This window comes from Microbacterium sp. GCS4 (assembly GCF_001262495.1).
GTDB lineage: Bacteria > Actinomycetota > Actinomycetes > Actinomycetales > Microbacteriaceae > Microbacterium.
In genome coordinates this window covers 18,191-30,181 of the sequence record NZ_LGYE01000004.1, presented here as the reverse complement: position 1 = coordinate 30,181, position 11,991 = coordinate 18,191, and the positions used below count along the sequence as shown (strand labels likewise).

Sequence of the window (11,991 nt, the reverse complement as noted above, 5' to 3'; positions counted from 1 at the left end):
TCGTCTCGTTTCCGTTCCCGTGTGGGTGTTGCTGCTGCGGTGGGTGGGTTGTTGTCCGCGCTGTTGGTGGGTGGTTCTGTTGCGCCGGCGGTGGCTGATGATGCGCCGGGGTTTCTGGTGGAGTCCGGGGTGCATCCTGATGCGGCGGCTCTGGGTGCGGCGAACGGTCTGGTGCTGAAGGACGGCAACGGTGGGTTGCGGTTGGCGGCGTCGTGTTCGACGGCGTCGACGGCGAATCAGGTGCGGGTCGAGCGGGTGCTCGATGGTCGCACCAACCGGATCTGTTTCGATGTGGTGTTCCGTCCCGCGGTGCTGAATCTGGAGATCGATAGCTCGTTCGGTGTGAAGGCGGGCAAGCAGCCGCTGGAGGTGTTCTTCGAGATCAACGGTGTCGAGGACACGTTGGATTTGGCTCCGACGCGTTCGGGCACGGTCGATGAGGACCGTACGGGTCAGTCGACGATCGTGACGTTGGATGTGAAGGCGGATGCGGCGGATGTGCCGGTCACGGATGCGGCGTTCCCGCGCACCGCGATCGGCCAGGTGCGATCCGCCCTGGGTGCGTGCACGGGCACCCTGGTGGATCGGTCGTGGGTGCTGACGGCGGCGAGCTGCCTGGCCGCCGACCCGGCGACTCTGGTTGCGGGTGCTCCGGTGGCCCCGGTGCGGGTGCTGTTCGGTGCGGACATCGCGAACGACAAGACCACCGGCGGGACCGGTGCGGGTTCGAAGGTCACCCAGGTGCAGCCGGCAGGGTCGGGTGCGGATGCGGTCATGCTGAAGCTCGAGACCCCGATCGACACGATCACCCCGATCGCACCCGCGACGACTGCCCCCACGGTGGGCGAGAACCTGGTGTTCACGGGGTACGGGCGCACGGCCTCCGTGTGGGTGCCGCTCGCGGCGCACACGTACACCTACCCGGTCACCGACGTCGCGTCGGCGACGGCCACGGCATCGGCGACCGGCGCCGCCCTGTGTCTCGGTGATGGCGGCGCCCCCGGCATCCGCACCGTGAACGGCACGCAGACCCTGGCCGCGATCGCGTCCACGTCCTCGCAGGCCGGATGCCTGGGTTCCGGCATCCCTGCGGGCACCGCCTCGGTGACCTCCACCCGCGTCGACACGATCGCCCCCTGGATCGCCCAGACCGTCCAGCGCGCGCTGAACACGACTCCCGTGTCTGCCGCCGACAAGGCCCTCGCCCAGCAGATCACGGCGACCGGTCGCGTCACGGAGCCGGGCGGCCAGCTCCAGGCTTACGCCGAGGGCTTCAAGCGCGGCAACCTGGTCGACGGCACGATCCGCGACTGCACGATCGATCCGATGATCCTCGCGGCGCTCAAGAAGGTCGTCGTCGATGACGGATTCTCGATCACGATCTCGTCGCTCAACGAGAACTGCACGACCGCGGCTCCGTCGACGACGAGCTATCACGCGAAGGACGGCGGTGGTCACGCGGTCGACATCAGTGTCGTCAACGGCGTCGCCTCCACCGGGGACACGGCCGAGGACCGCGCGCTCATCACCGCGATGTTCACCGCACTCCCCGCGCCCGCCGGCCTCGGCCAGGTCAGCTGCCGCGGGCCGCTGACCGTGCCGAATGGGTGGGCGCAGACGATCGACGACTGCACCCACACCCACTTCGAGTACCACGGGACGCCGCTGACCCCGTCGAAGCCGTCATTCGACCTGAACAGCGACGGCAAGGCCGACATCGTCGGCATCACCTCGACCAACGCGCTCAACATCTACCAGGGCAACGGCAACGGCGGATGGGCCGCGCAGTCCACCGTGAGCACCGGGTGGGCCGATGCCAAGGTCATCATCCACGGCGACTACAACGGCGACGGCAAGGGCGACATGATGGTGGTGAACACCGACGGCACCCTCTGGTTCCATCAGGGCGACGGGGCGCTGAAGTTCCCCACCAAGTCCCTGGTGGCTCGCGGGTGGGACACGAAGTCGCTCATCACCGGCGGCGTGGACTTCAACGGCGACAAGAAGGCCGATCTCGTCGCGCGCGAATCCGATGGGAACCTTTACGCGTACCCGGGCATCGGGAACGGAACGTTCGGTCCGAAGATCCAGATCGGCAACGGCTGGGGCGGGATCAACCGCGTGCTCGCCGGCGACTGGACCGGAGACGGCAAGGGCGACATCCTCGCCACGACTCCCGCGGGTGCGCTGATCCTCTACCCGGGCAACGGGTCGACGCTGACCAGCGGCCCGCAGGTAGGTCAGGGGTGGGCAGGCATCACGGCGATCACCGGGGGCGTGGACTACGGGCTCGACGGCAAGGCCGACCTGTTCGGACGGACCGCGGACGGCGGGCTGTACGTGTACCCGGGGCTCGGGGCCAGCGGCTTCGGCGCTGCCACTCGCGTCGGCAACGGCTGGGACTCGCTGCGCCTGTTCAGCTGACACCTCCGGTCGCAGTTCGTGCCGCTGAACGAGTCATCGGGCGGCACGAACTGCGACCGCAACTCATCACCCACCTCCGAAACGGCCCCGAAACCACGCTTCGGTAGGATGGGATCGCCCGAAGAGGGCCAGCTCATCAGCCGGTGCAAACCCGGCGTCAGCAAGGGGGACACCCATGCCAGGAATCGTGATCGTCGGCGTCCAGTGGGGCGATGAAGGCAAGGGGAAGGCCACCGACCTGCTCGGCGAGCGCACCGACTGGGTCGTGAAGTTCAACGGCGGCAACAACGCCGGACACACGGTCGTCGTCGGCAACGAGAAGTACGCGCTGCACCTGCTGCCCTCCGGCATCCTGTCGCCCGGCGTCACCCCGGTCATCGGCAACGGCGTCGTGATCGACCTGGAGGTGCTGTTCCACGAGCTCGAGGCGCTCGGCGCCCGCGGCATCGACGTCTCGCGCCTCAAAGTGTCGGCGAACGCGCACATCATCACGGCCTACCACCGCACGCTCGACAAGGTCACGGAGCGCTTCCTCGGCAAGCGCAACATCGGCACGACCGGCCGCGGCATCGGGCCGGCGTACGCCGACAAGATCAACCGCGTCGGCATCCGCGTGCAGGATCTGTTCGACGAGAACATCCTGCGCCAGAAGGTCGAGGGCGCCCTCGACCAGAAGAACCACCTGCTCGTGAAGGTCTTCAACCGCCGTGCGGTGACGGTCGACGAGATCGTCGAGGAGCTGCTGTCGTACGCCGAGCGGCTGCGACCCATGGTCGCCGACACGGGCTACCTGATCGCCGAGGCGCTCGACCGCGGCGAGGTCGTCGTGTTCGAGGGCGGCCAGGCCACCATGCTCGACATCGACCACGGCACCTACCCCTTCGTGACCTCCTCGACCGCGACGGCCGCGGGCGCGGCATCCGGTTCGGGCGTCGGACCCGGCGCACTGGACCGCATCGTCGGCATCGTCAAGGCGTACACGACTCGCGTCGGCTCCGGCCCGTTCCCGACCGAGCTGTTCGACGAGCAGGGCGACTGGCTGCGTTCGCGCGGCTTCGAGTTCGGCACCACGACCGGTCGTCCGCGCCGCGTCGGCTGGTACGACGCCCCGATCACCCGCTACGCGACGCGCGTCAACGGCATCACCGACCTCGTGCTCACCAAGCTCGACATCCTCACGGGGCTCGAGCAGATCCCGGTGTGCGTGGCGTACGACGTCGATGGCGAGCGCTTCGATGAGGTGCCTGTCAACCAGACCGACTTCCACCACGCGACGCCGGTGCTCGAGTACTTCCCGGGCTGGACCGAGGACATCTCGACGGCCCGCACGTTCGACGATCTGCCGAAGAACGCACAGGACTACGTGCTGGCGCTCGAGGGGATGAGCAACACGCGCATCTCGGTCATCGGCGTCGGCCCCGAGCGCGACCAGGTGGTCGTGCGCACCGACCTGCTCGACTGACGCACCCGCCCGTCTATTTGCGTCATATGCGCATCGGCGGGCGGGCATTCGTGCCAAACGGCAGAAATAGACGGGTGGGGAGCGGGACATGACACGGTTCTGGCTGGGCGGCTACGGTGCCGCCATGGAGGGTTCCGCCGACGGCATCGGCCTGCTGGCGGGGGACGAGCAGACGCCCACGAAGCTCTCGTACCGCGGCGCGGTCACGCAGACCCCCTCGCCCTCGTGGCTCGCGCAGCATCCGACCCTGAACGTGGTCTACGCGGCTCTCGAGGGGGATGCCGCGGTGCAGGCGTTCCGTCGCACCGGCGAATCGACGCTGCAGCCTGTCGGCGACCCGGTCGAAGCGGGCGACTCGGTGTGCCACGTCACGGTCGCGCCGAGCGGCGGATATCTCGTGGCGAGTTGCTACGGCGACGGACGCGTCGTGCGGATCGGCATCGCCTCCGACGGGTCGCTCGTGCCGGATGCCGCGAACAAGGCCGCCGAGCTCCGGGCGGCCCTGCTCGGCGAAGCCGTCGAGACCTCGACACCGGCGGGAGTCGCGGCTGCGGCATCCGATCCCTACGCCGGTGCGCTGACCGCGACGGGCGCGGAGCGCGTCTCGCACGCACACGCGTCCGCGTTCCTGCCCGACGGGCGCATCGCGACGACCGACCTGGGATTCGACCTCGTGCGGTTCTGGCGTGCGACCCCGTCCGGGCTCGTGCTCGACCACGAGGTGGCCCTGCCGCAGGGCACGGGACCGCGGCACATGGTCGTGCACCCCAGCGGCCACCTGCACGTCGTCACGGAGTACTCGTGCGAGGTGTTCACGCTCGCCGCAGGCCCGGACGGCATCTGGCGTGTCGTGTCGTCGGTGCTGTCGAGTCCGATCGCCGAGGTCGGCGTCGACTTCCCTGCGGAGCTGGCGCGCACGCGCGACGGCCAGTTCCTGTACACGGCGTTGCGCGGCAGCAACACGGTCGCGACGCTGCGGGTGCGCGGCGCGGGCGAGACACTCGAACCCGTGGCGCTCGCCGACTCCGGGGTCGACTGGCCGCGGCATCACCTCGTGCACGAGGGCAAGCTCCTCGTGGCGGGGCAGCGCTCCGACACGATCACGCTGCTGGATCTCGACGAGCGCACGGGCGCGGTGCTCGGCATCCGGCATGAGGCGCAGGTGCCCACGCCCACGCACTTCCTGCCGGTGCGCTGAGCGCGGAGCGTCGGGGATATCGCACACCGTCGGCCGGAGGGATGCTGCGCTTGACCTCAAGGTAACTTGAGGTTCTACGGTCGAGATCATGACTCTCGACACGGGGACCACCCCGACCATGCGGGCTCCCGGGATCCTGAGCCGCGGCTACCTCTGGATCACGATCGGCGCGTGCGCGCTCGTCTTCCTCGGGGCTTTCGAGTCGCTCGCGGTCACGACCGTGATGCCGGCCGTCAGCGCCGACCTCGACGGCGAACGGCTCTACGCGCTCGCCTTCGCGGGGCCCCTCGCGACCGGGGTGATCGGCATGGTCGTCGCGGGCACCTGGGCCGACCGCCGCGGACCCGTCGCCCCGCTGTTCGCCGCGGTGGCCCTGTTCGTCGTGGGACTGCTCGTCGCGGGACTCGCCCCGAGCATGGAGATGCTCGTCGCCGGTCGCTTCGCCCAGGGACTCGGGAACGGCGGCCTCATGGTCGCGCTGTACGTGGTCGTGGCCCGTGTGTACCCGACCGCACTGCATCCGGCGATCTTCGCGGGCTTCGCGGCCGCCTGGGTCGTGCCCTCTCTCGTCGGGCCGACCGTCGCGGGAGCGGTGACGGAGCTGTGGAGCTGGCACTGGGTGTTCCTCGGCGTCGTGCTGCTCGTGATCCCGGCCCTGCTCATGGTCGTGCCGGCGCTCCGCGGACTCGTGGGCGCGGGGGACCCGGCCACGCCGTGGGCCTTGGGGCGTCTGGGCTGGTCGGTGCTCGCAGCCGCCGCCGTGCTGGGTCTGAGCCTCGCGGGGGACATCCCGGGCGCGGGACCCGTCCTCGCCGCGGCGGCCGTGGTCGTGGCGCTCGTCGCGGTGCGTCCGCTGCTGCCGACGGGGGCGCTGCGGGCGCGACGCGGCCTCCCCTCCGTGATCCTCGTGCGCGGACTCGGCGCCGCCGGATTCTTCGGAGCGCAGGTGTACGTTCCGTACCTGCTCACCGACCGCTACGACCTGTCGCCGACCGTCGCGGGCCTCGCCCTCACGGGAGGCGCACTGTCCTGGTCCGCCGCGGCGACCGTGCAAGGACGGATGGGCGCGCGGCTGCCGAGCGTCGCATCCGTGCGCCTCGGCACGGCGCTCGTCGCGACAGGTGTGATCGGCGCGCTCGCGGCTGTGCTCGTCACTGCACCGCTCGCGGTGATCGTCGCTGCATGGATCCTCGCCGGTGCAGGCATGGGCCTCATGAGCCCGCGCACGAGCGCCCTCACCCTGGAGATGTCGGCGCCCGAGGCGCACGGTTTCAACAGCTCGGCCATGACCGTCGCCGACTCCTTCGGCAGCGCCCTCGCGCTCGCCGTGACCGGGGTGCTGTTCGCCTCGGCATCCGTCGCCGACCCGTTCGCCGCGGTGTTCGCGCTCGCCGCCGTGATCTCACTCGCGGCCGCCGTGCTCGCCCCTCGGGTCGCGCCGCCCGAGTGACACCGGCCGGTGCCGGTGACCGTTTATCTCCGGGGGCTGGACACCCACGACATGCCGGATCCGACCCGCCCGGAACAACTGACCCGTGACTCGGTGTTGCTTCTGAGCAAGACTGGGCGGCGGATGCGACCGTCGACGGAGAGGTGACCCCATGGCTGCGGAGAAGAACGACGAATACGACCTGATCGTCCTGGGCGGAGGGGCGGTGGGCGAGAACATCGCCGACCGAGCCGTGCAGGGCGGGCTGAGCGCCATCATCGTCGAGAGCGAACTCGTCGGCGGCGAATGCTCCTACTGGGCGTGCATGCCGTCGAAGGCGCTGCTCCGACCGGCGCAGGCGCTGCGCGCGGCGCAGAAGGTGGGAGGGGCGGCACAGGCCGTGACCGGCGCCCTCGACGTACGAGCGGTGTTCGACCGCCGCGACTCGTTCACGAGCAACTGGTCCGACGACGGGCAGGTGAAATGGCTCGACTCGGCCGGCATCGATCTCGCGCGCGGCCACGGTCGGCTCACCGGCGAGCGCGAGGTGACGGTGACGGATGCCGACGGCGGAACGCGTGTGATCAGGGCACGTCATGCGGTCGCGATCAGCACGGGGTCGGATGCCGTCATCCCGCCGATCCCCGGGCTGGCCGATGCCGAGCCGTGGACGAGCCGCGAGGCCACGAGCGCCGAGGAGCTGCCCGAGTCCCTCGCCGTGATCGGCGGCGGCGTCGTCGCGGTCGAGATGGCGACCGTGTACGCCTCGCTCGGGTCCACGGTCACCGTGATCGCGCGCGGCGATCTGCTCGGCTCGCTCGAGCCGTTCGCGGGGGAGCGCGTCTCGAAGGGCCTGGCCGAGATCGGCGTCGACGTGCGCACCGGCACCGGCACGACGAGGGTGTCGCGCGGCGACGACGGCGTCACGATCGAGCTGTCCGACGGGTCGTCCGTCACGGCGTCCGAGGTCCTGGTGGCGACGGGGCGCCGGCCGCGGAGCGGCGATGTCGGCCTCGAGGTCGCGGGGCTCGAACCCGGCCGTTGGATCGACGTCGACGACACCCTTCGCGTCCCCGGTTCGGAGTGGCTCTACGCCGTCGGCGACGTCAACGGGCGCGTGCTCCTCACGCACCAGGGCAAGTACCAGGCGCGCGCAGCCGGAGACGTGATCGTGGCGCGTGCGAAGGGGGATGCCGTGGACGACGCCCCGTGGGGGCGGCACGTCGCGACCGCCGACCACTCCGCGGCTCCTCAGGTGACCTTCTCGTACCCCGAGGTCGCCTCGGTCGGACTCACAGAGGCGCAGGCGCGCGAGGCGGGGCATGAGGTCGCGGTGGTCGACTACGACCTCGGGTCGGTCGCGGGTGCGAGCGTCTACGAGGACGGCTTCGAGGGCCAGGCGCGACTCGTGATCGACAGCGCGCGCGATGTCGTGCTGGGAGCGACTTTCGTCGGGCCCGAGGTCGCCGAGCTGGTGCAGGCGGCCTCGATCGCGGTCGCCGGGGAGGTGCCGATCGCGCGGCTGTGGCACGCCGTGCCCGCGTATCCGACGGTCAGCGAGATCTGGCTGCGGCTCCTGGAGGGCTACGGACGACAGTCGGCCTGAGCATCCTGTGCTCGCAGGCAATCCACTGCGGGCATCGTGACGAACAGATCGGGAATTGTTTCGCACATTGACGACCCTTCGCGCAAGAGCGGGACGGATGTCGCACACCTCTTATACGCTCGAACCCACATCCGAGGAGGCAGGACCATGAAGGCTGTACTCGCAGGAACCGTCATCGCCGAAGCAGACGAGAGCGACCTCGCCCGCATCGAGGGGAACTGGTACTTCCCGCCGGCGTCGATCACCGAGGGGGTGCTCGTCGAGAGCCCGACCCCGTACACGTGCCCGTGGAAGGGTGCGGCGCAGTACTACTCGGTCCAGGCGGGTGACGCGCTGCACACCGACTACGCCTGGTCGTACCCGACCCCGTATCCCTCGGCGTTCGACCGCGTCGGCAAGGATTTCTCCGGCTTCGTCGCCTTCGATCCCCGCGTGCAGATCGAGGCATGACCACCGTATGGCGGCGCCACGGCGCCGATGTCCGACTCGTCGATCGACCGACTGGAGCACAGCCATGATCGAATTCCGCAACGTCACGAAGAAGTTCCCCGGCGGCGCCGTCGCCGTGAACGACTTCAGTCTGGTCCTGCCATCGCGGAAGACGACCGTCTTCGTCGGGTCGTCGGGATGCGGCAAGACCACCCTGCTCCGCATGATCAACCGCATGGTGGAGCCGACCTCGGGAGAGGTCGAGATCGACGGAGAGAGCGTCCTCGCGGGCGATCCCGTCGCACTGCGCCGCAGCATCGGCTACGTGATGCAGAACTCCGGGCTCATGCCGCACTTCACGGTGATCGAGAACGTCGCCACGGTGCTCCGCCTCAACGGCGTCAAGAAGGCGCAGGCGCACCAGCGCTCCCGCGAGCTGCTCGATACGGTGGGTCTCGACCAGGCGCTCGCCGACCGGTACCCGAGCCAGCTCTCGGGAGGGCAGCAGCAGCGCGTGGGGGTCGCCCGCGGCCTCGCGGCCGACCCGAACATCCTCCTCATGGACGAGCCCTTCGGCGCGGTCGACCCGATCGTGCGGGCCGACCTGCAGCAGGAGACGCTGCGGCTGCAGCACGAGCTCGACAAGACGGTCGTGTTCGTGACGCACGACATCGACGAGGCGTTCCTGCTGGGAGACCAGGTCGTCATCCTCGACAAGGGCGCGCGCATCGTCCAGGTGGGCAGCCCCAGCGAGATCATCGAGAACCCGGCCGACGATTTCGTGGCGACGTTCATCGGCGCGGACCGCGGCCGTCGGGCGCTGCACCTCAAGACGACGCCGCACGGCACCGTGGTCGTCGACTCCGAGGGGCGCACCCAGGGTGCGATCGTCGCCGAGGCCGAGAAGGCCGACGGGCCGCTCTCCGGTCCGGACACGGCTGCACTCGATGCCGTGCAGGGCGGTCACCCGTGAACTGGGTCGGCGACAACCTCGGGCTGATCCTCGACCTGACGCTGGTGCACCTGCGCCAGAGCATCATCCCCATCGTGATCGGGTTCGTCCTGTCGCTGCCACTGGGCTGGATCGCCTGGCGGTTCCGGCTCGTGCGCGGGCCGATCATCGTGCTGACGGGGCTGCTCTACACGATCCCCTCGCTCGCGCTGCTGATCCTGCTGCCGGCGACGCTCGGCTACTCGGCGATCAGCGAGTCGAACCTCGTGATCGCCCTCACGATCTATGCGATCGCGATCCTCGTCCGTGCGGTGTCGGACGGCCTCGACTCCGTCGACGACGACGTTCGCCAGGCCGCCACAGCGACGGGATTCGCCGCGTTCCGGCGGTTCTGGGCCGTGGAGTTCCCGCTCGCGGGTCCGGTGATCCTCGCCGGCCTTCGCGTCACCGCCGTCAGCACCATCTCTCTCGCGACGGTCGGCACGCTGATCGGCGTGACGAATCTCGGCTACCTGTTCACGAACGGGCTCGAGCGCCGCATCATCGCCGAGGTCGTCGCGGGTGTGATCGCGGTGGTGGTCATCGCACTGATCATCGACCTGATCCTGCTGCTGCTGGGGCGCGCGCTGATGCCGTGGACCCGAGCCGCGAAGAAGTCGACCGCAGCCCGTGCCATCGCCGTGGGAGCTCCCGCATGAACCTCTTCGCCGAAGCCTTCGCCTGGATGTTCGCGCCCGAGCAGTGGACGGGCAACTACGCCCTGCCGAAGCTCCTCGGCCAGCACCTCCTGCTCACCGCGATCTCCGTCTTGATCGCCGCGGCGATCGCCCTGCCGGTCGGGTGGCTCATCGGCCACACCGGCAAGGGACGCGAGATCGCGGTCGCGGTCTCCGGTGCCGCACGAGCGATCCCGGCCTTCGGCCTGCTGATCCTGCTGGTGCTCCTCCTCGGCGTGCTGCGGATCCCCGAGGCGGCCGTGATCACGTTCGTCCTGCTCGCGATCCCCTCGCTCCTCGCCGGCGCCTACACGGGTCTCGAGGCCATCGACCGCCGCGTGATCGACGCCGCGAAGTCGATGGGCATGACGGGATGGCAGGTGTTCTGGAAGGTCGAGGTCCCTCTCGGCCTGCCGCTGCTCGTCGGCGGCATCCGTTCCGCCCTTCTGCAGGTGATCGCGACCGTGACGATCGCGGCGTACGTGAACCTCGGCGGACTCGGGTACCCGATCATCCAGGGCATCCCGCTGCGACGGTTCGACCAGGTGCTCGCGGGCGCGCTCCTCGTCGCGGTGGTCGCACTGATCGTCGACCTGCTCCTCGCCGCCGCGCAGCACGCCGCGGTCCCGGCCGGCCTCCGCGCCGGCCGGCCCGCGGGTCGCCGCGCCCGTGCCGACGCCTCCACGACGGCATCCGCTCCCGCCACCGCCTGAGCGGGCCATCCCACCACCAGACTTTTCGTCACACAGCAGCAGTTCCAGAGAAGAGGAATCCCATGTTCACATCACGAGGCAAGCGCTCCGTCTTCGCCGTCGGCCTGGTGGCCGCGGCAGCCCTCGCCCTGTCGGCCTGCGGATCGAGCAACCCGCTCGACGAGCCGACCGACTCCGGTGAGGGCTCGGGCAACGGCGACACGATCGTCGTCGGCTCGCAGGCGTACTACTCCAACGAGATCATCGCCGAGATCTACGCGCAGGCGCTCGAGGCCGCCGGCTTCGACGTCGAGAAGAAGCTCAACATCGGTCAGCGCGACGCATACATGCCCGATGTCGAGTCCGGTGCGATCAACGTCTTCCCCGAGTACACGGGCAGCCTGCTCGAGTACCTGTCCGACGACGAGGTCACCGTCACGAGCCCGGAGGACGTCTACACGGCCCTGGGCGACGCTCTTCCCGACGGCCTGACGGCCCTCGACTTCGCCGAGGCCACCGACCAGGACTCCTACACGGTGCTGAAGAGCTTCGCCGAGGAGAACGACCTGAAGACGATCGGCGACCTGAAGAACGTCACCACCCAGGTCACGATCGGCGCTTCGCCCGAGTTCGAGCAGCGTCCGTACAGCCCGGCTCGTGCCAAGGAGGTCTACGGTGTCGACCTGGCGTTCTCGGCCACCGGCCAGACCACGCTGGAGTCGCTGCTCGCCGGCGCCATCCAGGTCGCGGACATCTACACCGCCGACCCGGCGTTCGAGACCGAGGACATCGTGGCCCTGGAGGACCCCGAGAACCTCATCATCTCGTCGAACGTCGTGCCGATCGTGTCGAGCGACATCGCCGACGAGGTCTCCGACGTGCTGAACGCGATCAGCGCCAAGCTCACGGGTGAGGAGCTCGTCGCCCTCAACGTGCAGAGCACGGTCGACCAGAAGTCTTCGGCCGACATCGCCAAGCAGTGGCTGACCGACAACGACCTCCTCTGAGTCGTCGTCTCACATGAAGCGCCCGGGGCCTCGGCCCCGGGCGCTTCTGCGTGCAGCGATCCGAGAGTTGTCCACA

10 protein-coding genes are annotated in these 11,991 nt (G+C 69.6%); all 10 read left to right on the top strand.

All coding sequences use genetic code 11. The annotated features are described in order from the left end of the window. Positions 1 to 129 precede the first annotated feature (129 nt). The 10 genes from AKH00_RS14120 (at position 130) to AKH00_RS14075 (ending at position 11,915) form a co-directional block, all read left to right on the top strand. Positions 130 to 2,424, top strand: coding sequence for an FG-GAP-like repeat-containing protein (locus AKH00_RS14120; RefSeq protein WP_050723415.1), 2,295 nt, complete (start codon positions 130 to 132; stop codon positions 2,422 to 2,424). A gap of 175 nt (positions 2,425 to 2,599) precedes the next feature. After that, positions 2,600 to 3,886, top strand: a complete 1,287-nt coding sequence (locus AKH00_RS14115; protein ID WP_050723414.1) for an adenylosuccinate synthase — start codon at positions 2,600 to 2,602, stop codon at positions 3,884 to 3,886. A gap of 88 nt (positions 3,887 to 3,974) precedes the next feature. Continuing rightward, complete coding sequence (locus tag AKH00_RS14110; RefSeq protein ID WP_050723413.1) at positions 3,975 to 5,084, top strand: lactonase family protein; 1,110 nt, start codon at positions 3,975 to 3,977, stop codon at positions 5,082 to 5,084. A gap of 88 nt (positions 5,085 to 5,172) precedes the next feature. After that, complete coding sequence (locus tag AKH00_RS14105) at positions 5,173 to 6,534, top strand: MFS transporter (protein WP_050723412.1); 1,362 nt, start codon at positions 5,173 to 5,175, stop codon at positions 6,532 to 6,534. 151 nt (positions 6,535 to 6,685) lie between these two features. Then, entirely contained in the window at positions 6,686 to 8,119 is a 1,434-nt protein-coding gene (locus AKH00_RS14100; protein WP_050723411.1) for a dihydrolipoyl dehydrogenase family protein, read from the top strand. 147 nt (positions 8,120 to 8,266) lie between these two features. Then, positions 8,267 to 8,569, top strand: a complete 303-nt coding sequence (locus tag AKH00_RS14095) for a DUF427 domain-containing protein (RefSeq protein WP_050723410.1) — start codon at positions 8,267 to 8,269, stop codon at positions 8,567 to 8,569. A gap of 64 nt (positions 8,570 to 8,633) precedes the next feature. After that, positions 8,634 to 9,521 carry an ABC transporter ATP-binding protein gene (locus AKH00_RS14090; RefSeq protein WP_050723409.1) on the top strand — a complete coding sequence of 296 codons (888 nt, stop codon included), beginning with the start codon at positions 8,634 to 8,636 and terminating at the stop codon, positions 9,519 to 9,521. Further along, entirely contained in the window at positions 9,518 to 10,198 is a 681-nt protein-coding gene (locus tag AKH00_RS14085; RefSeq protein ID WP_050723408.1) for an ABC transporter permease, read from the top strand. The genes AKH00_RS14090 and AKH00_RS14085 overlap by 4 nt, the downstream gene beginning before the upstream one ends. Further along, entirely contained in the window at positions 10,195 to 10,929 is a 735-nt protein-coding gene (locus AKH00_RS14080) for an ABC transporter permease (RefSeq protein ID WP_050723407.1), read from the top strand. Before AKH00_RS14085 ends, AKH00_RS14080 begins: the two co-directional genes overlap by 4 nt. Positions 10,930 to 10,991: 62 nt before the next feature. After that, a complete protein-coding gene (locus AKH00_RS14075) occupies positions 10,992 to 11,915 on the top strand; it encodes an ABC transporter substrate-binding protein (RefSeq protein WP_050723406.1) in 924 nt (307 codons plus the stop codon). Positions 11,916 to 11,991: the final 76 nt, after the last annotated feature.

Coding starts and splice junctions, on each gene's coding strand:
- AKH00_RS14080 (WP_050723407.1), top strand. CDS start 10,195: ATGAACCTCTTCGCCGAAGCCTTCGCCTGGATGTTCGCGCCCGAGCAG.
- AKH00_RS14100 (WP_050723411.1), top strand. CDS start 6,686: ATGGCTGCGGAGAAGAACGACGAATACGACCTGATCGTCCTGGGCGGA.
- AKH00_RS14110 (WP_050723413.1), top strand. CDS start 3,975: ATGACACGGTTCTGGCTGGGCGGCTACGGTGCCGCCATGGAGGGTTCC.
- AKH00_RS14095 (WP_050723410.1), top strand. CDS start 8,267: ATGAAGGCTGTACTCGCAGGAACCGTCATCGCCGAAGCAGACGAGAGC.
- AKH00_RS14105 (WP_050723412.1), top strand. CDS start 5,173: ATGACTCTCGACACGGGGACCACCCCGACCATGCGGGCTCCCGGGATC.
- AKH00_RS14090 (WP_050723409.1), top strand. CDS start 8,634: ATGATCGAATTCCGCAACGTCACGAAGAAGTTCCCCGGCGGCGCCGTC.
- AKH00_RS14115 (WP_050723414.1), top strand. CDS start 2,600: ATGCCAGGAATCGTGATCGTCGGCGTCCAGTGGGGCGATGAAGGCAAG.
- AKH00_RS14075 (WP_050723406.1), top strand. CDS start 10,992: ATGTTCACATCACGAGGCAAGCGCTCCGTCTTCGCCGTCGGCCTGGTG.